Here is an 18641-nt window from a genome sequence, read left to right as displayed (position 1 = left end):
GGATACATCTGCAGGTCAGAGCGCTCAAACTCATTGTCGGACAACTAGATCGGGGCAGTGTCCTGCATCTCCATTCACAGGAATGCACTCCTCCCCGGGATGGGCGCATGATGATGCACCCGGCCGCACGAGCCCTGGGAGGAGCCGCGTAAAGTGGCGGAGCATCGACGTCGGCCGCGCCGCAGCAGCGGCCAGGAAAGAGGACACATGGCGAGCAAGCGCATCGGGCTGATCGGCTGCGGAGATGTCTCGGTGGTCCACTTCGAAGCGATCCGGGACATCGAGGGCCTCGAGCTCGTGGGTGTGGCGGACACGGACCCGCAGGCGCTCTCCCGCGCCACGGAGGCCACCGGCGTGCCCGGCTTCGCGAGCACCCAGGAGCTGATCGATGCGCTCGCACCGGACGCGGTGCACGTGACCACCCCGCACGACGAGCACGTCGATCCCTCGCTCACGGCGCTCGCCGCCGGGGTGCACGTGCTGCAGGAGAAGCCGCTCGCGCACACCCTCGCCGAGGGCCAGCGACTGGTGGATGCGGTCGAATCGACCGACGGGCGCGCCGGCGGCGCGAAGGTCGGCATCTGCTTCCAGAACCGCTACAACCTCGCCAGCCAGCGCCTGCACGAGATGCTGGCCTCCGGGCAGCTCGGTGCGGTGCGCGGCGCCTGGGCCTCGGTGGTGTGGACCCGCAGCCCGGATACTACTACCGCGCCAAGCCCTGGAGGGGCACGTGGGCGGGCTCGGGCGGCGGCCTGCTGATCAATCAGGCGATCCACACCCTGGACCTGGTGCAGTGGCTGCTGGGCGGTGTGGAGCGCACCGACGGTCACGTGGCGACCCGCAGGTTCGGTGATCTGATCGAGGTCGAGGACACCGCGGAGCTGCTGCTGCATCACCCCGGCGGCGTGACCACCTCGTTCTACGCGACACTCACCGCGCCCCAGCACCGTCCGGTCGAGATCGAGCTGGACTGCGAGAACGCGTACGTGTGCCTGCGCGGCGGCACCGAGGGCGGGCTCACGATCCGCTGGGCCGACGGGCGCGTGGACACTCTCGGCGAGCGCTCGGTCACCTCCGGGGGCCGCTCCTACTGGGGCGTCTCACATGAGCTGCTGATCCGCGACTTCTACGAGCATCTCGAGGATCCGGAGCCGTTCTGGATCGGCCCGCGCGAGGCGATGGCCTCGATGGAGATCCTCACCGAGGCCTACCGGCTCAGCGGGGCGGGCCCGGGCGCCTGAGGCGCGCCCCGGCCGGTCAGGGGAGGGGGCCCTCGAAGGTCTCCGGATCGATCGGGCGCAGCCTGCGCGGCAGCGCGGCGACGACGAGGCGGTAGGAGTCGGTCACGAGGTCGACGAGCAGCTGCTCGCAGCCGACGGCGGAGTGCGGGCCGACCCGCTGCAAGGCGGCTAAGCCGCTGGGGCCGCTAAGGTCGCGCCATGTCATCCCTCGGCCTCGTCGTCACCGATCCCGCACGCTTCCCCGCGGCCGACACGATGCTCGATGCCCGCCCGCTGCTGCGGGCGCTCCACGCGCGCGGCGCGGAGGCCCGGGCCGTCGACTGGGCCGACCCCGAGGTCGACTGGGCTGACTTCGACCTGGTGGTGCTGCGCAGCCCCTGGGACTACTCGCTGCGGCCAGCAGAGTTCGATGCCTGGCTCGACCGAGCCGGAGCGGCCACCAAGATCCTCAATGAACCCGCCCTGGTGCGCTGGAACATGGACAAGCACTACCTCGCCGAGCTCGAGCAGGCGGGGATCCCGGGCGTCCCCACCACCTTCCACGCGGAGGAGGCCTCCCTGATCGCAGCGCTCTCCGCGGCGCACTCCGGTCCCGGTGGCGGGCACGTGGTGCTGAAGCCGACAGTGGGTGCGGGCGCGCAGCTGGCAGGGCTGCTGCGCCCCGGCGATCCTGCGGCCCTGGCGCTCGGGCGCGAAATCTTCGCCGAGCAGCGCACGGTGATGCTGCAGCCCGAGGTGCCTGAGCTCTCCGCAGGCCACGAGAAGGCGCTGTACCTGGTCGATGGGCACTTCACCCATGCGATCTCCAAAGGTGCGCTGCTGGCACGAGGCGGCGGGCTGCGTGGGGGAGCTACCGGGAGACCCCTCAGCAGGTGTCTGCGGATGCCGCCGAGCGCGCCTTCGCAGAGCAGGTCCTCTCCACCATCGCCGAGGTCACCGGGCTCGCCACTCCCCTGTACTCGCGCATCGACCTCGTCGATACGGCAGCGCACGGCCTGCTCCTCCTCGAGGCGGAGCTGTTCGAGCCGCTGTTCAACCTGCAGCTCGTCCCGGAGGTTGCCGAGGTGTTCGCCGACGCGATCCTGGCCAGGGTCTGAGGACGCTCGCATCACCACCGTCCCGGCGGCCGACGACGCCGCGCCGCGGGTCATGAGCTTCAACGCGCTCTTCTAAACCGACCGCGGGAGATCGGCTCGGCGACCTGGGGGAACGCAGGGCCGCACGTACACGGTGCTGGTCGACGAGTTCGGGCTGCAGGACTCCTGGCTCGCGGCCGAGCGGCAGCTCAGCCCCGCCTGGAGCACCTTCCCCCATTTCGGGGAGGTCGAGGAGTCCGAGTTCCGCATCGACTGGATCCTGCTGAGCCAGGGCGTGCGAGTGCTGGACGCGCGGATCGACGACTCCCGCCCCGATGGGGTGTTCCCGAGCGATCATCTGCCCGTGCGGGCGCGGGTGCGGGTACCGATGTCACCGAGCTGAGCTAGTCAGCACCGTCCGAGCTCGCCGCACGATGTTCCGCTGCCCTGAAAGCGTTCCCGCGGGAACGTGTTCAGGCACGCCATCGAGCGGACCGCCGCACCGGTCGCCCTCACAGAGGAGAAGTCGCTGGCCTGGCCTCGGGCAGACCCAGGTGCTCCCGCAGTGTGGCCCCCTCGTACTCGCGACGAAACCGGCCGCGCCGCTGCAGCACGGGCACGACCTGGTCGACGAAGTCCGTGATCCCGCCTGGGAGGGTGGGCGGCATGAGGTTGAAGCCGTCGGCCGCGCCCGCGTCGACCCAGCGCTCGATCTCGTCGGCCACCGACTCCGGCGTGCCGATGACGGTCGCGTGGCCGCCGCCGGCGGCGAGCAGCCCCAGCAGTTCGCGCACGGTCGGCCGCACGGAGTCGACGATGCGCAGCACCGTGGCGTAGCGCCCCTTCGGGCCGGTGAACTCCTCGAGCGGCGGGAGCGGTGGCACGGTGGCGTCGAGCTCCCAGTCCGAGGCGTCCTGGCCGATGAAGAAGGAGAGCTGGCGCAGGGAGTCCGCGACCGGCAGGCGGGAGTCGAGGTCCGCGCGCATCCGCCGGGCTTCCTCCTCGGTCGAGGCCACGTGGACGACCAGGCCCGGCATCACCGCGATCGTCTCCGGGGCGCGGCCCAGCGCGGCGGCCCGGGCGCGGATGTCCGAGCGGTAGGCGAGCGCGGACTCGAGGTCCCAGGCCACCGCGTAGATCCCTTCGGCGTGGCGGGCGGCGAGCTCGCGGCCCGGCTCGGAGGCCCCGGCCTGGAACAGCACCGGGCGGCCCTGCGGCGGCGTCGGCACGTTCAGCGGCCCGGCGACCTGGAAGGACTCCCCGTGATGCTGTGGCGGTCGCAGCAGGGACGGATCGACGTACACCCCCCGGATCGGCCAGGATGCTCTGGGAGGGCCATGAGTCCCACAGCCCCTGGAGCACCTCGATGAACTCCCCGCGGTGGCGTAGCGCTTCGCATGATCGGGCAGCGCGGGCATGCCGTGGTTGCGAGCCTCATCGTCGGTCATCGAGGTGACCACGTTGATCCCGACCCGACCGTGGGAGATGTGGTCGAGGCTCGCCAGCAGGCGGGCGGCGTGGAACGGGTCCCAGAAGGTGCTCGAGACCGTCGTGACCAGCCCGATCCGCTCGGTGGCGCGGGCCATCGCCGTGAGCGCCGTGATCGGTTCCAGGAACCATGTCGGCCCGCGCTCGGCCCCGGCGGGCGCGATCGACTGGCCGTCGGCGAGGAAGATCGCGTCGAGTCGGCCGCGCTCTGCGATCCGTGCGAGCTCCTCCCAATAGGTGATGTCGCCCAGACGCGACACCGAGGAGCCCGGCGCCCGCCAGGCCGCGGCGTGGTGGCCGCACGCGTGCGCGAACAGGTTCAGCCGCACCTGGCGGCGGGGCGCGGCGGCCATCAGTTCTTCACCAGCCCGCCGTCGACGACGAGATTCTGCCCGGTCACGGACCGGGACCAGGGAGAGGCGAAGAAGAGCACGGCGTCGGCGAACTCGGCGGGCGTGGTGACCGACTGCAACGGGTGCCCTCGGCGATCGCGTCGAAGACCGCCTCCGGGGTCGCGGAGCTCGCGTCGGTGGTGCGCAGCAGACCGCCGCTGACCATGTTCACGGTGATGCCGCGCGGGCCGAGGTCGGCGGCAAAGGTGCGGGTCAGCGCCAGGAGCGCCGCCTTCGCCGCGGTGTAGTCGTGATAGGGAACGACCGGGTTCTGGAACAGGTTGGTGCCGACGTTGACGACGCGCCCCGAGCCCGCCCGGGCGAAGCCGGGCAGCGCGGCCTGGATCGTGTTCAGTGCGCCCTGCACGGCGCCGGAGAACTGCGCGGAGAAGGCATCGTAGGCGATCTCGTGCGCCTTGGCGCGGGCGTCGCCGTTGAACGAGAAGCCGGGCAGGGCATTGTTCACGACGGTGCCGACGGGGAGGCCGAACTCAGCCTCGGCCCTCTCGAACAGGGTCTCGACCTGGCCCCGGTGCCGGACGTCGGCGCGGACGGCGATGGCCCGGCCCGGGTGGCGGCTGGCGAGGTCATGCGCGGCGTCCTCGCTGGTGAGATGGTTGATGACGACCCGAGCGCCTTTGCGCAGGAAGGCTTCGGTGAGCGCGCGACCGAGGCCGCGCGCGCCCCCGGTGACGAGAACGACCTGCTCAGCGATCGCGGGGACGGTGCGGGAGGTGGGGTCGAGGGTCGGCGAGGTCATGGTCAGCCGGTCCTTTCAGGCAGGCGAGCGCATCCGCCGCACAGCGGGTGGGAGCGCAACGCGCGAGGAGCGGTGCCGTGCCGGGGCTCGGCACCGCGCGGGAACGGACACGAGGACCTGATCGTCGGGTCCGAGCAGCTCGGGCACGGAGCGAGGCCGCCTCCGCCGCCGCGGCAGGCGGGGCCTGCGCCGCGAGGACCAGTGCATGGGACGACGGCGTGCAGCACAGCAGCACACAGCTCATCGACGACATCCCTCCGCGAGTACGAACTCGATCAGGTTCACCGGGTGTGATCTCAGCCCCGTCGGGGCACCCCGTGTCGATCATGGATGGTAGCAACACATCCACGGCTGCGGGGATGCCGCCCCACCGCGGCGCGGCGGACGACCGAGCCTGACAGACGCAATCACCTAGAACGATGCGACACAACGGAAAGCGCATGACGGACGGGTGCGTTTATCCACCTTCCTCGGTGCGACCGACGAGCCCGGCGGCGAGGTGCTGCTGATTCCTGCGAGATCCTCTCTCCCGCTCACGCTGACCCTCCGCCTCAGCGCGCCGCACGCCGGCTGATGCCCCCACTGTCCCGCACATTTTGCACCGTGCTGCGAGACGTTCCCGCGGGAACGTCTGACCAAGCAACCGACGGTCGGGAGGCTTCTCGAGCCCGCACGGCATCTACAGTGAAGCCTTCCCACGCGAAGGGCAGGGGCGAGACATGGAAGAGCACCCCGCCGCCGGCCCGGCGCCTCGCGCCGGAGGCTACGCGCTGAGCCTCGGCATCCTCGCCGTCCTCTGCGCGCTGATCCCCGTCATCGGGGACTACTTCGCAGTGCCCGTTGCTGTGCTCGCGATCGTCCTCGGGGTCATCGGCGTCGGGCATTACGATGCAGGCCGTGCCCCACGGCTGCTCCCCTCGGCGACGGGCGCCACGCTGGGCGCGATCGCCCTGCTGCTGACGACCATGTCGTTCCTCGCGACGACGACGTGAGGCTGCGGAGCGGTGAGGGGTCCCGGCCCGGCGCTCCTCACGCCCAGCTCTCGGTGCGCTCCTTCAGTGCGCGGTACGCCTCGAGCACCTCGGGCGTCGCCTCGCCGCCGACGGTCCGGGAGCCGGTGAGCTCCCAGGCGGGGGCTCCTCGGTGCCGGCGAGCGCCCAGGCGGCCTGGCGGGCGGCGCCGAGGGCGACGTACTCGGCGGGCGGGGCGAGCGTGACCTCGCGGCCGAAGATCGCGGGGGCGAGCTGCTGGACTGCTTCGCTGCGGGCCGCTCCGCCGATCAGGGTGATGCCGGCGGCTGCGGTGCCGGTGCGCTCCTCGAGCGCCGCGATCCCGTCGGCGAGCGAGCACAGCAGACCCTCGACGTAGGCGCGGGCGATGTCCTCGCGGGTGGTGGCGGTGCTCATGCCGGTGAGCGTGGCGCGGGCGTCGGGCCGGTTCGGGGTGCGCTCGCCGTCGAAGTAGGGCAGCAGGGTCACGCCGTGCGCGCCGGGCACGCTCGCGAGCGCGAGCTGCGCCATCTCCTCGTGGGAGACGCCGAGCAGGGTGCGGCCGGCCTCGAGGATGCGAGCGGCGTTGATGGTGGTGGTCATCGGCAGGAAGCGACCGGTGGCGTCGGCGAAGCCGGTGACGGTGCCGCTGGCATCGTTCGGGCGGGTGGGGCTGACCATCGCGCAGACGCCCGAGGTGCCGATCGAGACGGAGACGTCGCCCTCGCTCTGGGACAGGCCGAGCGCCGCACCCATGTTGTCGCCCGTGCCGGCGGCGATAGCGGCACCGTGCGGGGTGCGGGCCATGACCTCCTGCGGCGAGCCGGGCAGGCGCGGCAGCTCGAGCGAGCGGCCCAGCGCGAGCTCGACCAGCTCGGGCTTCCACTCCTCGGTGGCGGTGGAGTAGTAGGCGGTGCCGGAGGCGTCACCGCGATCGGTGAAGGCCTCTCCCCGCCCGCGAGGTGGCGGGAGACGTAGTCGTGGGGCAGCAGCACGCTCGCGGCGCGCTTCGCGTTCCCGGGCTCCTCGTCGCGCACCCAGCGCAGCTTCGAGGCGGTGAAGGAGGCGACCATCAGGCTGCCGATCTCCTCGACCGACGCCTCGGGCCCGCCCATCTCTTCGATCAGCGCAGCGGCCTGCGGTGCGGAGCGGGTGTCGTTCCACAGCAGCGCGTCACGCACCACCTCGCCCTGTGCGTCGAGCAGCACCATGCCGTGCTGCTGGCCGCCGACGGACACCGCCTCGGCCCGCTCGAGCAACGGCCCGGCAGCCTCGTCGACCGCGGCGAGCCAGACCCGAGGATCGACCTCGGTGCCCTCGGGATGGGCGGCGCGGCGCTCCTCGAGCACCTCACCGGACTCCGCGTCGACGAGGAGGGCCTTGGTGGCCTGGGTGGAGGAGTCGATGCCGAGGACCAGGGGTGCCATCGAGAGGCCTTTCCGTCAGTGGAGATGATGGGAGCGAGGATATGCCGGACGTGGGGAGAGGTCACGGGCCCGGCATGGGTCGGGCCCGGCACGAGCCGAGGCGGCACGTGCCGGGCCCGGGACGACTCAGGCGCGGAAGCCGAGCAGGTGCTGCATGGCCAGCTGCTGCAGGCGCACGAAGCCGTAGTTGCGCTCGCCGGCCTTGTCGGCGTCGAAATCCTCGAAGGTGGAGCGGTCCGCGATGAGGTCGTCCAGGGTCTCGCCCTCGGCGAGGGTGGACTGGGCGAGCTCCTCGATGCCGGAGTACTTCATCGCCTCCTGGACCTCGGAGTCCTGACGGAACGCGAGGGCGCGCTCCTTGAGCATCAGGTACATCTCCATGTTCGCCGCGGCGGAGTCGTACTGACCCTGCTCGTGCTCGGTGCGCGAGGGCTTGAAGTCGAAGTGACGGGCACCCTCGTAGGCGCCGGGCTTCGACGCGAAGCCGTTCTCGAGCAGGTCGACGGTGAAGAAGGCGGAGATCAGGTCGCCGTGGCCGAACACCAGGTCCTGGTCGTACATCGGGCCGTGCTGGCCGTTGAGGTCGATGTGGAACAGCTTCTCCGCCCACAGCGCCTGGGCGAGGCCGTGGGTGTAGTTCAGCGTCGCCATCTGCTCGTGGCCGGTCTCGGGGTTGATGCCCACGATGTCGCCGTGCTCGAGCTGCTCGATGAAGGCGAGTGCGTGGCCGATGGTGGGCAGGAAGATGTTGCCGCGGGGCTCGTTCGGCTTGGGCTCGAGGCCGATGCGCAGGTCGTAGCCCTTGGACTTGATGCCCGGCGACGGTGTCGACGCCCTCGGCGTAGCGCTGGTGCGCGGCCATGAGGTCCTTGGAACCGTCGTACTCGGAGCCCTCACGGCCGCCCCACATCACGAAGGTGGTCGCGCCGAGCTCAGCGGCGAGGTCCACATTGGCGAGCACCTTGCGCAGGCCGAAGCGGCGCACGGAGCGGTCGTTGGAGGTGAAGGCGCCGTCCTTGAAGACGGGGTGGGCGAAGGTGTCGGTGGTGACCATCTCGATCACCAGGCCGGTCTCCTCGGTGACCTTCTTCAACTGATCGATGATCGCCTGACGCTCCTGCGGGGTGGCGTCGAAGGGCACGATGTCGTTGTCGTGGAAGGTGAAGCCCCAGGCGCCGAGCTCGGCGAGCTTGCGCACGTGGGTGGCCAGCTCCAGCGGCGGGCGGGTGGCGGAACCGAACTGGTCCTGGGCCTGCCATCCGGTGGTCCACAGACCGAAGGAGAACTTGTCGTCGCGGGTGGGGGTGGGGGCAGTCATCAGAAGGCTCCTTCGTCGTTGGTCGGCGGTGCGCCGTTGTTAGTAAGTTACCGTAACTAACGTCGGCATGCCAAGCTGTTCACAGAAATTTCGGGGTTCCGCGCCACAGCCGCCCCGTCCGGAGCCATCGAAGGGGGCACAGGTGCAGTCCGCACATCTGCGCGAGCACAACCTGTCGACGGTCCTCGCCGCGCTAGCAGCCGCCTCCACCTCCGCCGCCCCGATCTCCCGTGCCGGGCTCGCCAAGCGCACCCGGCTCACCAAGCCGACCGTCTCCAAGCTGGTCGAAGAGCTGGTCAACGCCTCGCTGGTCGAAGAGGGCGAGCCGATCTCCGCGGGTGCCGGGCGGCCGATGGTGCCGCTGACCCCTGCCCGCGGCACCCTGCTGGCGATCGGGCTGGAGATCGCCGCGGACCACGTCGCCTGCCTCGGCATCGACCTGGCCGGCGAGGTGCTCAGCCATCAGATCGAATACCGGAAGGTCACGGCGAGCTCCGCCGAAGACGCGATCGATCTCGCCGCCGAGCTGCTGGGGAGGGTGCGCGCCGAGGCGGGCGACCTGCCCGTCGTGGAGGTGGTCGTGGCCGTCCCCGGCCGTATCGCCCCGGACGACGGCCGGGTCCTCTCGGCGCCGAACCTCGACTGGACCGAAGTGCCGCTGGTGGGGCGACTGCTCGCCCATCCGGAGCTGGCGGGCCTGTCCGTGCGGGCACAGAACGACAACCGCCTGTCTGTCCTCACCGAGATCGACCATCGCCCCGGCGAATCCTTCATCTACCTGCGCGGCTCGACCGGCATCGGCGGTGCCGTCGTGCTCGACGGCGCCCTGATGACCGGCACGCACGGCTGGGCCGGCGAGTTCGGGCACACGGTCATCGAGCCGGGCGGCGCCACCTGTCGCTGCGGTCGGCAGGGCTGCCTGGAGGCCTACGTCTCGTACCACGCGCTGCGCGAGCGGGCGGGGCTCGGCGACGACGTGCTCATCGAGGACCTGGTGGAGGCGCTCTCCCTCCGCAGCGACCGCGCCGAGGTGATCGGGATGATCGGCCGCTCCCTGGGGCTCGCGATCGCCAACGCCTTGAACGTGCTGGATCTGACCACCGTGGTGCTCTCGGGATACCTCGCCCCGATCGCGGACGAGCTGGAGCCGGTGATCCGGGAGACGGTCGAGCAGCACGCCCTCGCGGTCGAGGCCGGACCGGTGCTGATCGAGCGTTCGGACGGCCATGCGGATCCGGCCCTGCGCGGGGCGGCGCGGGCGGCGCTGCAGCCGGTGTTCAACGCGCCGGGGGCCTGGATCGGGCGCACCTCACCTCGATCCCACTGAGTCCGGAACACAGAGATCACTCCGCGGGGATTCTCGCCGAGTACATTGTTTCGCTAAACATTTCGGACGACGCCTGAGCGCACCGTCTGAGCACAAGTCTCTGACCTGCCCCTTCGCTCAGCGGCACCGCAAGGCCGCCCACATCCTTGACGCCTGACTGCAGGCTGAATAGCCTGGCGTTGTCGGCATTCGAGTTAAATCTTTTCGGAAATGTTTCTCCGGGAATGTCGGGGCAGGGAATGGCATGGACGCCGTTCCGCGGCTCCGGCGCACTGCATCCCGCACGTCCCCCGCCGACGTCGATCACGCCCCGCTCATCCCTGCCGGGCCCCTCCACACACCGGGAGTCACTGATGACCACCCCCTGCCGCCCCTTCCCCCATCGCTCACCAGCCGTCGCGCTTTCGTCGGGCTGACCGCCGCGGCCGCCGGCTCTCTCGCCCTGACCGCCTGCGGCGGCTCTGCGGAGGAGCAGATCGACGCCGCCTCGCTGGACGTCGGCGCGATGGACTCGTACGAGGCGGGACAGCAGTTCACGGCGACTGAACCGATCACCGTGTCGATGCTGTGGACGGACTGGCCCGAGCAGCCGGTCACGGAGACGTGGCAGGTCTTCGACCGCATCGAGGAGCTGACGAATATCCGGATCGAGCTCACCCATGTGCCCTTCAGCGACTCCGTGGAGAAGCGCAGCCTGCTGATCAGCGCCGGTGATGCCCCCAGTGTCATCCCGCTGATCTACCGCGGGGACGAGACCCCGTTCGTCGCCTCCGGCGCGATCCTGCCGATGAGCGACTACATCGAGCACATGCCCCACTTCCGCAAGTATGTGGAGGAGTGGGACCTCGGCGAGATGATGGAGAACCTGCGCCAGGCCGACGGGAAGTACTACATGCTCCCGGGCCTGCAGGAGGTCTGGGTCCCCTCCTTCTCGCTGATCATCCGCACGGACGTCTGGGAGGACGTGGGCATCGGGATCCCCTCCACCTGGGAGGAGGTGCATGAGGGGCTCGCGCTCATCAAGGAGAAATACCCCGATTCGCTCCCCCTGGCCGACGGCTTCGAGGGGCAGTCGCTGATCAACTACGGCGGATACGCCTTCGGCACGCGCGCCGGCTGGGGCTTCGGGGACGGCATGATCGGCGGCCAGGACGGCGAACCCCTCCGTTACGCCGCGACCACGGACGAATACCGCTCGATGCTCGAGTACTACCGCACGCTCGTCCAGGAGGGGCTGCTGGATCCCGAGACGCTCACCGCAGCGAACGACGGCAGCGGCGCCGGCGGGGTGGTGGAGAAGTTCGCGGCCGAGACCTGCTTCGCCGCCTCGGGCTCCTCCGGCACGGCGATCGAGTTCGCGCAGGCGCTCGACGAGACCGTCGGACGCGGCAACTACGACCTCCAGCTGATCCCGCCGCCTGCCGGACCGGCCGGCAACCTCATGGGCCCGCGCAACTTCTGGCACGGCTTCATGCTCGGCTCGCAGATCGCGGAATCGGAGAACTTCCTGGCGATCCTGCAGTTCCTGGACTGGCTGTACTTCAATCCCGAAGCGCGCGAGATGCTGCGCTGGGGCGTCGAGGGCGAAACCTATACGAAGGCGGAGGACGGCACCATCGAGCTCGCCGAGGGCCACTCCCTCGACTCCTTCGACCTGAACACGGGCGCGCCGGAACCGACATCCTCAAGGACCTGGGCTTCTCGACGTTCCTCGCCGAGGCCACGGAGTCCCGGGCGCTGAAGGAGTCGTACAACTCCGAAGCGTTCTCCACCTTCGTCGACGGGGTGGTGGAGAACCTGGAGTCGATGCCGCCGTGGGCGCCGGCACCGCTCGAGGAGGCGGAGCTCGAGCAGGCCTCGCTGATGGCGACCCCGCTGAAGGACATGGTGGACACCAACACGCTGCAGTTCATCGTCGGCGAGCGGGACCTCGGGGAGTGGGAGACGTTCCATGCCGAGCTCGAGGCCAGCGGCCTGGACTCCTACGTCGAGCTGATCAACAGCGCACGGGACCGCTTCGTCGAACAGTCCTGAGCCGCCGGGCCGACGGGCCGCCGGGCCGCCGGGCGGGATCAGGCGTCGTCGCCCCGGGGGCTGCAGTGGACTCACGCTCGATGAGGTGGGTCTCCAGCTTGAAGGGGTGGGCGAACAGCCCGGGGTCCGAGGACAGCGCGAGCAGGCGTTCGATCGCGACCTGTCCCATCGAGAACAGCGGCTGCCGCACGGCGGTCAGCTGCGGATGGGTCCACTGGGCGATCATCGTGTCGTCGAAGCTGATCACGCTGAGCTGCTCGGGCACGTCGATGCCCTGCCGGCGGGCGGCCCGCAGGGCGCCGACGGCGAGGGTGTCGGCCACGGCGAAGATCGCAGTCGGCGGCTCGGGCAGCTGCAGCAGGCGCTCGGCGCCCTTCTGCCCGTCCTCGTAGGAGAAGTTCCCGTGCTCGATGAGGTCGCGTTCCCACACCACTCCGGCCGAGCCGAGCGCGGAGTGGTAGCCCTGGACGCGCTGGCGGGCGGGCACCGAGTCCTTCGGCCCGGCGAGCACGCCGATCCGGCGGTGCCCAAGGTCCAGGAGGTGCTGGACGGCCGTGCTGCCACCCTCCCAGTTGGTGGCGGAGATGGTGACGATGCCGTTGACGTCCGGATCGATGGAGACCGGGTCGATCGCGATCAGCGGCAGGCGGAGATCCTTGCTCCATCGTGCGTGCTGGGCGCCGATCGGAGTGGTCACCAGGATCACGCCCTCGACCCCGCGGGCGGCGGCATCCGCCATCCAGGCGCGGGTGAGCCCGGCGGGGGTCTGATCGCCGCTGATCACCAGCAGGTCCACGCCGGCGCGATGCGCGGCCTGCTCCGCCCCCTCGAGCACCTGGAGCGAATAGGGGCTGGTGAGGGTGTCGAAGTGGATCAGTGCGGAGCGCCGACGGTCGGTGTCGCGACGCTTGGGCTCGTAACCCAGGTCGCGTGCGGCCTGCGCGACGGTCTCGCGCGTCGCCTGGCGCACGTCCGCTCGCCCGTTCATCACCTTGGAGGCGGTCGCCAGGGAGACCCCGGCCTTCTCCGCCACATCCTTCAAGGTGACGCGTTCGCTCCGCGTCTCGTTCTGCGCCATGTCCTCACCTCTCCCCTGATCCGGACGCACCGACCCCGGTGCATCTCGTCGAACGGTACCCGCATGGGCAGGCCTTGACCGGCCCCTCCGCCAGCCTTAGCCTAAACCACGACGTAACTTTCAGTAGTGTTTCATGCCAGTTTCGCCTACCGGTGCAGGAGTCAGGCTCCGCCCGGTCCTCACCGTGGAGGCCGCCCGCATGGCGCTGTTCGACATGCCCCTCGACTCGCTGCGGGATTACCGCCCGCAGCTCAGCGAGCCCGAGGACCTCATGCCCTTCTGGGACGAGACCCTCTCCCGTGCCCGCACCGCGTCCTCCCCGATTCTCTCGATCGAGCCGGTGGAGAACGGCCTCACCCTGATCCGGACCTGGGACGTCACCTTCGCCGGCCATGACGGCTCCCCTGTGCGCGCCTGGTACAACCGGCCCGCCGGAGTCGAGGCGGAGCTGCCGGTGGTGGTCGAGTACCTCGGCTACGGCGGTGGCCGCGGCGAGCCGCTCGAGCGCCTGGCCTTCGCGGGCGCCGGTTACGGCCACCTGGTGATGGACACACGGGGGCAGGGCTCCAGCTGGGGAGCGGGCGGCCACACCGCCGACCCGGCCGGATCCGGCCCGGCTGCACCCGGAGTGATGACCCGCGGCATCACCTCCCCGCACACCGCATACCTGACCCGTCTGTTCACCGATGCTGCCCGCGCCGTCGATGCCGCCCGGGCGCTGCCCGGGGCGGATGGCCGCGTTGCGGTCACCGGCAACAGCCAGGGCGGCGGACTCGCGCTCGGGGCTGCGGGCCTCGTGCCCGACGTCGACGCCCTGCTCACCAACGTCCCGTTCCTGACTCACATGCGCCGCGCGGTCGAGATCACCGACGCCGACCCGTACCAGGAGATCGTGCGCTACCTGGCTGTCCACCGGGGCCTCGAGGAGCAGACCTTCCGCACTCTGTCCTACGTCGACGCCCTGCACCTGGGGCGCCGGGCGACCGCACCCGCGATGTTCTCGGTCGCGCTGCGCGATGTCATCTGCCCGCCCTCGACCGTGTTCGCCGCCTACAACCTCTACGGCAGCGCCACCGACACGGACCCGGAGCGCGAGATCGTCGTCTACCCGTACAACAACCATGAGGGCGGCGGGCCTGCTCAGCAGCGCCGTCAGCTCGACTGGCTGCGCGGGCGCCTGTGAGCACCGCCCCCGCTGACCTCGCTGACCTCGCTCACCTCGCCTGGTTCGGTGAACACGCCGCCGCGCGCCTGCCCCGCGAGGTGCACCTGCACGCCGACGGGCCGCTCGCGGCCACCGTCGGCTCCGAGATCACGCGGCTGCGCTCCCTCGCGGAGGGCGCGCCCGGATCCCTGGCCCTGTACGACCTGACCGCAGCCCGTGCGGAGGGCACAGGCACGGAGGTGCTCGACGAACTCGAGGCGGCGGGCGCCGAGGCCTTCGCTCTGCGGACCGACGGCGAGCACCTCACCTTGGTCGGAGGCGGGGGCCGGGGCCTGCTGTACGGCTTCTACGCCGTGCTGCGAGGCACGGGAGGCACAGCGGACGGCGACTGGAGCGTCCACTCCCCCGCGCACGCGATCCGGATGCTCGATCACTGGGACAACATGACCGTCCACCCCGTGATGGGGCAGGTCGAACGCGGTTACGCAGGAGGCTCCCTGTTCTACGAGCACGGCGAGCTGCGCACCGATCTGACACGCGTGGAGCACTACGCACAGCTGCTGGGCTCGATCGGCATCAACCGCGTCGCGCTCAACAACGTCAACGTCCACGCCCATGAGGCCACCCTGCTCACGACCCGGCTGGACCAGGTGGCCCGCCTCGCGGAGATCTTCCGGGCGCAGGGCATCTCGGTGCTGCTGTCGGTCTCCTTCGCCTCCCCGATCCTGCTGGGCGGCCTGGAGATCTCCGACCCCCTGGACATCGAGGTGCAGGACTGGTGGCGCCAGGCGGCCGACGCGGTCTATGCGCAGATCCCCGACTTCGGCGGCTTCGTGGTCAAGGCCGACTCCGAGGGGCAGCCCGGGCCCTTCGCCTACGGCCGTGATCATGCCGACGGCGCGAACCTGCTGGCCCGCGCCCTGGCCCCGCACGGCGGCGAGGTGTTCTGGAGGGCGTTCGTCTACGACCATCATCAGGACTGGCGCGACCGCCGCACGGACCGCGCCCGCGCCGCCCACGACCACTTCGCGCCGCTGGACGGCCGCTTCGACGACAACGTGATCGTGCAGGTCAAGCACGGCCCCATGGACTTCCAGACCCGTGAGGCCGTCTCTCCGGTGATCGGGGCGATGCCCCGCACCCGCCTCGCGGTCGAGCTGCAGGTCACCCAGGAGTACACCGGGCAGCAGAAGCACCTGTGCTACCTCGCGCCGTGGTGGAGCGAGAACCTCCGCTTCCCCTTCGGCGATCCCGGCTCCGGCGCTGCGACGCTCGCTCAGATCGTCGCCGGCACCGCGGAGCGTCCCGGCGGGGTGGTCGCGGTCTCGAACGTCGGATCCGACGAGTTCTGGACCGGGCACCCGCTCGCGCAGGCGAACCTGTTCGCACTGGGGGGCGGCTCGCCTGGGACGCGGAGCTGCCTCCCGAGCAGATCCTGGAGGAGTGGATCGCGGCGACCTTCGGCTCCGATCCCCTGATCGGGGAGGTGCTGCAGGAGCTGCTGGCCGGGTCGTGGCTGCTGTACGAGCAGTACACCGCTCCGCTCGGGGTGGGGTTCATGGTGCGCCCGGGCCATCACTACGGGCCCGACGTGGACGGCTACGAGTACACCCCGTGGGGCACCTATCACTTCGCGGACCGTGACGGCATCGGCGTGGATCGCACCGTCGCGACCGGCACCGGTTTCGCGGGGCTGTACCCCGAACCGTGGGCCTCGCTCTACGAGTCGGCGGAGACCTGCCCCGATGAGCTGCTGCTGTTCTTCCATCACGTGCCGTACACGCACCGCCTGCACAGCGGGAAGACGGTCATCCAGCACATCTACGACTCCCGGGCCGACGCCTTCGAGCAGGTGCTCACGCTGCGCCCGCGCTGGCAGCAGCTCGAGGGCCGCGTCCCCGCGGCTCTGCATGCACGGGTGACGCAGCTGCTGCGCAAGCAGGAGCGCTCGGCCGAGGAGTGGCGCGATCAGCTGCGCACCTACTTCTTCCGCGCCTCCGGGATCCCTGACGCCAGCGGCCGCCCGATCTACTGACTCACTCCACTGACCCGATCCACTGACCAGCGCGCAGCAGAACGGGGGCGGCGCCGTGGCACCGCCCCCGCATGGGTCCTGCTCGAGACGCCTCGGAGGCGTCGGTCAGCGCCGCAGCGCCGGATGCCCCGCGTCCGCTCGCCTCGGCGAGCGCGTCCTGGACCGCGTAGTAGGCGGGCTTGCGGGAGAAGTCGTCCCACAGCACGGTCGCCGCGGCCTCACCGGGGAAGGTCACCGGCACCCACGAGTACTTGTCCAGCACGCCCCACAGGGTGAGCGAGGAGCAGCCCTCGACGGACAGCGCCGCCTCGGTCACACGGCGGTAGTAGTCGGCCTGCTGCTCGAGCTGCTCAGGCGTCGCGCCTCCCCCTCGGCCACATCCATCCGCACGTCGAGCTCGGTGACGGCTGTCTGCAGCCCGAGGTCGGCGAACCGCTGGAGGTTGTCGGCGAGGTCGTCGGGGAACCCGTAGCGCAGCGACAGGTGCCCCTGGGTGGAGAAGCCGTGGACCGGGACGCCGTCGGCGAGGAGGTCCACGATGAGCGCGTAGTAGGCGTCGCTCTTGGCGTTGATGCCGTCGACGTTGTAGTCGTTGAAGAACAGCAGCGCCTCCGGATCGGCCTCGTGCGCCCAACGGAAGCAGTCGGCGATGATCTCCGGGCCCAGCTCACGGATCCAGATGTTCCCGGTCGTGCGCAGCTCGGCGTTGTCGTCGAAGATCTCGTTGACGACGTCCCACTGCTGCATGCGGCCCGCGTAGCGACCGGCCACCGTGAAGATGTGGTCCTTGAGGATCTCGCGCAGCTGCTCCGGGGTGTGGTCGCCCTGCTCGATCCACTCGGGGTTCTGGCTGTGCCACATCAGGGTGTGTCCGCGCACCACCTGGCCGTTGGCCTCGGCGAAGTCTGCGATCGCGTCGGCGTCGGTGAAGTCGTAGGTGTCCGGCGCGGGGCGCAGGTGGTCCCACTTCATCTGGTTCTCGGCCGAGAGCGAGGTGAACTCGCTCGCGAGCACCTCGCGGTAGGGCTGGTCGCTGGTGAACGGGTCCGGGTAGTTCTCGTCCGTGTGGTGCCCACCGCCGGCGACGGCGCAGCCGATCTTCAGCGTGTCCCCGGCGGCGAAGGCGAGGTTGTCCTTCTTGGCCAGGCCCGGGGGCTTGCTGCGTCCGTTGCCCGGAGGCTTCTTCGGGCCTCCGCCCCCGCCCGGAGCGGCGATGGCTGCCGGGGCCGCGGCGGCGAGCGTGGTGGCGACCGCTCCGGCGGTGAGGATCTGGCGGCGTCTCATGGTGTCTCCTTCGACGTCAACATCTGGTCCTGCATGGGTGTATTGCTCGTGCGAGCGCCCCGCGGCCACGGGGGGGCGACGGGGCGCTGGGGCTCAGCCCTTGACGGAGCCGAGCATGATCCCCGAGACGAAGTACCGCTGCACGAACGGGTACACGCACAGGATGGGGATCAAGATCAGGATCATCGTGACCGACTGGATGTTGGCGTTGATGTCGCTCACGGTGGAGCCGGAGGCCGCAGCGCCCTCGGAGGCCGCCGTCGAGGCTCCGGCTATGAGGTTCCTCAGGAACAGCGTCACCGGGAACAGGTCGGTGCGGTCCAGGTAGAGGAAGGCCGCGAACCAGTCGTTCCAGTACTGCACCGAGTAGAACAGCACCATCGTGGCGATCACCGCCTTGGACAGCGGCATCACGATCCGGAAGAAGATCCCGAACCAGCTGAGGCCATCGATGTGCGCGGCCTCCTCCAGCTCGTTGGGCAGGTTCTCGAAGAACGCCTTCATGACCAGGAGGTTGAAGACCGACAGCGCCGGCGGGAGGATCACCGCCCACATGGTGTTCTTCATCCCCAGCGAGGAGATGAGCACGTAGTTCGGAACGATGCCGCCGTTGAAGAACATCGTGAACACGGCGATGCCGATGAGCAGGCCGCGCCCCTTGAGATGCTTCTTCGAGAGCACATAGGCGTAGGTCGTGGTCAGCACCATCGCGATGGTGGTGCCGATGAGGGTGTAGACCACGGTGTTGCCGTAGGTGCGCCAGAAGTTGCTGTTGTTGGCGACTGCCTTATAGGTGTCGAGGTTGAAGTCGACGGGGAAGAGGTTGACCTTCCCCGCGTTGATCGCCCCCGCGGAGCTGAACGACTGGGCCAGCAGCATGATGAACGGGTAGAGCATCAACGCGCACATCAGCACGAGCACGGTCATGTTCACGACCGTGAACACCTTGTATGAGGTGGAGTCCTTGATCCGGGAGGTTCGGGCTGTCACGGGCGCCGGGCGGGGTGCGTCCGGGGCCATTGCTTCG

General features: G+C 70.1%; 18 protein-coding genes, 3 pseudogenes and 1 riboswitch. Of the genes and pseudogenes, 12 read left to right on the top strand and 9 right to left on the bottom strand.

The window, feature by feature from the left end; translation table 11 throughout:
* Positions 1 to 207 precede the first annotated feature (207 nt).
* Together H3H54_RS01255 and H3H54_RS01250 are read left to right on the top strand one after the other, a co-directional pair.
* Positions 208 to 759, top strand: a complete 552-nt coding sequence (locus tag H3H54_RS01255) for a Gfo/Idh/MocA family protein (protein ID WP_262425192.1) — start codon at positions 208 to 210, stop codon at positions 757 to 759.
* Positions 681 to 1241: a Gfo/Idh/MocA family oxidoreductase gene (locus H3H54_RS01250; RefSeq protein WP_262425191.1), complete on the top strand. Its 561-nt coding sequence runs from the start codon at positions 681 to 683 to the stop codon at positions 1239 to 1241. Before H3H54_RS01255 ends, H3H54_RS01250 begins: the two co-directional genes overlap by 79 nt.
* A 16-nt stretch (positions 1242 to 1257) precedes the next feature.
* On the opposite strand, the gene H3H54_RS01245 is transcribed toward H3H54_RS01250, so the two are convergent.
* Positions 1258 to 1404, bottom strand: a complete 147-nt coding sequence (locus H3H54_RS01245) for a hypothetical protein (protein ID WP_395963183.1) — start codon at positions 1402 to 1404, stop codon at positions 1258 to 1260.
* Positions 1405 to 1439: 35 nt separating this feature from the next.
* Between H3H54_RS01245 and H3H54_RS01240 the strand changes: the two genes are divergently transcribed.
* Both H3H54_RS01240 and H3H54_RS01235 read left to right on the top strand, forming a co-directional pair.
* A complete protein-coding gene (locus H3H54_RS01240; protein ID WP_316249107.1) occupies positions 1440 to 2414 on the top strand; it encodes a hypothetical protein in 975 nt (324 codons plus the stop codon).
* A gap of 57 nt (positions 2415 to 2471) precedes the next feature.
* Positions 2472 to 2720, top strand: a complete 249-nt coding sequence (locus H3H54_RS01235) for a hypothetical protein (protein ID WP_262425190.1) — start codon at positions 2472 to 2474, stop codon at positions 2718 to 2720.
* Between the two features lie 109 nt (positions 2721 to 2829).
* On the opposite strand, the gene H3H54_RS01230 is transcribed toward H3H54_RS01235, so the two are convergent.
* Both H3H54_RS01230 and H3H54_RS01225 read right to left on the bottom strand, forming a co-directional pair.
* Entirely contained in the window at positions 2830 to 4158 is a 1329-nt protein-coding gene (locus H3H54_RS01230) for an NtaA/DmoA family FMN-dependent monooxygenase (protein WP_262425189.1), read from the bottom strand.
* Between the two features lie 71 nt (positions 4159 to 4229).
* Positions 4230 to 4957: pseudogene (locus H3H54_RS01225) on the bottom strand (3-oxoacyl-ACP reductase); the annotation flags it as partial.
* Positions 4958 to 5192: 235 nt separating this feature from the next.
* Positions 5193 to 5285: riboswitch (TPP riboswitch) on the bottom strand.
* A 123-nt stretch (positions 5286 to 5408) separates the two neighbouring features.
* Here H3H54_RS01225 and H3H54_RS01220 point away from each other — a divergent pair.
* Positions 5409 to 5531 (top strand): hypothetical protein, encoded by a 123-nt coding sequence (locus H3H54_RS01220; RefSeq protein ID WP_262425188.1) that lies wholly within the window; start codon positions 5409 to 5411, stop codon positions 5529 to 5531.
* A gap of 145 nt (positions 5532 to 5676) precedes the next feature.
* A complete protein-coding gene (locus tag H3H54_RS01215; protein WP_262425187.1) occupies positions 5677 to 5949 on the top strand; it encodes a hypothetical protein in 273 nt (90 codons plus the stop codon).
* A 37-nt stretch (positions 5950 to 5986) separates the two neighbouring features.
* Here H3H54_RS01215 and xylB read toward each other — a convergent pair.
* Together xylB and xylA are read right to left on the bottom strand one after the other, a co-directional pair.
* Positions 5987 to 7373, bottom strand: a pseudogene (gene xylB, locus H3H54_RS01210) (xylulokinase).
* A gap of 126 nt (positions 7374 to 7499) precedes the next feature.
* Positions 7500 to 8691 (bottom strand): annotated as a pseudogene (xylA, locus tag H3H54_RS01205) (xylose isomerase).
* 142 nt (positions 8692 to 8833) lie between these two features.
* Here xylA and H3H54_RS01200 point away from each other — a divergent pair.
* The 3 genes from H3H54_RS01200 to H3H54_RS01190 all read left to right on the top strand — a co-directional run bounded on the left by H3H54_RS01200 (position 8834) and on the right by H3H54_RS01190 (position 12052).
* Complete coding sequence (locus H3H54_RS01200; protein WP_262425186.1) at positions 8834 to 10018, top strand: ROK family protein; 1185 nt, start codon at positions 8834 to 8836, stop codon at positions 10016 to 10018.
* A 244-nt stretch (positions 10019 to 10262) separates the two neighbouring features.
* Positions 10263 to 11759 carry an extracellular solute-binding protein gene (locus H3H54_RS01195; protein ID WP_262425185.1) on the top strand — a complete coding sequence of 499 codons (1497 nt, stop codon included), beginning with the start codon at positions 10263 to 10265 and terminating at the stop codon, positions 11757 to 11759.
* Positions 11760 to 11803: 44 nt separating this feature from the next.
* Positions 11804 to 12052 (top strand): hypothetical protein, encoded by a 249-nt coding sequence (locus H3H54_RS01190; RefSeq protein ID WP_262425184.1) that lies wholly within the window; start codon positions 11804 to 11806, stop codon positions 12050 to 12052.
* On the opposite strand, the gene H3H54_RS01185 is transcribed toward H3H54_RS01190, so the two are convergent.
* Positions 12015 to 13130 (bottom strand): LacI family DNA-binding transcriptional regulator, encoded by a 1116-nt coding sequence (locus tag H3H54_RS01185; RefSeq protein ID WP_262425183.1) that lies wholly within the window; start codon positions 13128 to 13130, stop codon positions 12015 to 12017. The two genes, H3H54_RS01190 and H3H54_RS01185, sit on opposite strands and share 38 nt — an antisense overlap.
* A 199-nt stretch (positions 13131 to 13329) precedes the next feature.
* Between H3H54_RS01185 and H3H54_RS01180 the strand changes: the two genes are divergently transcribed.
* Genes H3H54_RS01180 through H3H54_RS01170 form a run of 3 tightly spaced genes read left to right on the top strand, consistent with a single transcriptional unit; the run spans position 13330 to position 16330 of the window.
* Complete coding sequence (locus H3H54_RS01180) at positions 13330 to 14313, top strand: acetylxylan esterase (RefSeq protein WP_262425182.1); 984 nt, start codon at positions 13330 to 13332, stop codon at positions 14311 to 14313.
* Positions 14310 to 15773, top strand: a complete 1464-nt coding sequence (locus H3H54_RS01175; RefSeq protein WP_262425181.1) for a hypothetical protein — start codon at positions 14310 to 14312, stop codon at positions 15771 to 15773. Before H3H54_RS01180 ends, H3H54_RS01175 begins: the two co-directional genes overlap by 4 nt.
* Complete coding sequence (locus tag H3H54_RS01170) at positions 15713 to 16330, top strand: hypothetical protein (protein ID WP_262426366.1); 618 nt, start codon at positions 15713 to 15715, stop codon at positions 16328 to 16330. Before H3H54_RS01175 ends, H3H54_RS01170 begins: the two co-directional genes overlap by 61 nt.
* Before the next feature lies 1 nt (position 16331).
* Here H3H54_RS01170 and H3H54_RS01165 read toward each other — a convergent pair whose 3' ends face one another.
* From H3H54_RS01165 to H3H54_RS01155, 3 genes are all read right to left on the bottom strand, one after another.
* Entirely contained in the window at positions 16332 to 16646 is a 315-nt protein-coding gene (locus tag H3H54_RS01165; RefSeq protein WP_262425180.1) for an endo-1,4-beta-xylanase, read from the bottom strand.
* The gene (locus tag H3H54_RS01160; RefSeq protein ID WP_262425179.1) at positions 16643 to 17614 is read right to left on the bottom strand and encodes an endo-1,4-beta-xylanase; all 972 of its coding nucleotides are present in this window, start codon (positions 17612 to 17614) and stop codon (positions 16643 to 16645) included. The genes H3H54_RS01165 and H3H54_RS01160 overlap by 4 nt, the downstream gene beginning before the upstream one ends.
* Before the next feature lie 93 nt (positions 17615 to 17707).
* The gene (locus H3H54_RS01155) at positions 17708 to 18634 is read right to left on the bottom strand and encodes a carbohydrate ABC transporter permease (protein WP_262426365.1); all 927 of its coding nucleotides are present in this window, start codon (positions 18632 to 18634) and stop codon (positions 17708 to 17710) included.
* Positions 18635 to 18641: the final 7 nt, after the last annotated feature.

The sequence above is a fragment of the Brachybacterium sp. Z12 genome (assembly GCF_014400405.1).
Taxonomy (GTDB): Bacteria; Actinomycetota; Actinomycetes; order Actinomycetales; family Dermabacteraceae; genus Brachybacterium.
The sequence above is the reverse complement of the archived record's forward strand: the minus strand, read 5'-3'. Positions and strand labels throughout refer to the sequence as shown.

What these genes read in the sequence shown, in the direction of transcription:
- H3H54_RS01180 (WP_262425182.1), top strand. Translation starts at nt 13,330, where the DNA reads ATGGCGCTGTTCGACATGCCCCTCGACTCGCTGCGGGATTACCGCCCG.
- H3H54_RS01160 (WP_262425179.1), bottom strand. Translation starts at nt 17,614, where the DNA reads ATGAGACGCCGCCAGATCCTCACCGCCGGAGCGGTCGCCACCACGCTC.
- H3H54_RS01185 (WP_262425183.1), bottom strand. Translation starts at nt 13,130, where the DNA reads ATGGCGCAGAACGAGACGCGGAGCGAACGCGTCACCTTGAAGGATGTG.
- H3H54_RS01230 (WP_262425189.1), bottom strand. Translation starts at nt 4,158, where the DNA reads ATGGCCGCCGCGCCCCGCCGCCAGGTGCGGCTGAACCTGTTCGCGCAC.
- H3H54_RS01155 (WP_262426365.1), bottom strand. Translation starts at nt 18,634, where the DNA reads ATGGCCCCGGACGCACCCCGCCCGGCGCCCGTGACAGCCCGAACCTCC.
- H3H54_RS01215 (WP_262425187.1), top strand. Translation starts at nt 5,677, where the DNA reads ATGGAAGAGCACCCCGCCGCCGGCCCGGCGCCTCGCGCCGGAGGCTAC.
- H3H54_RS01195 (WP_262425185.1), top strand. Translation starts at nt 10,263, where the DNA reads ATGGACGCCGTTCCGCGGCTCCGGCGCACTGCATCCCGCACGTCCCCC.
- H3H54_RS01255 (WP_262425192.1), top strand. Translation starts at nt 208, where the DNA reads ATGGCGAGCAAGCGCATCGGGCTGATCGGCTGCGGAGATGTCTCGGTG.
- H3H54_RS01240 (WP_316249107.1), top strand. Translation starts at nt 1,440, where the DNA reads ATGTCATCCCTCGGCCTCGTCGTCACCGATCCCGCACGCTTCCCCGCG.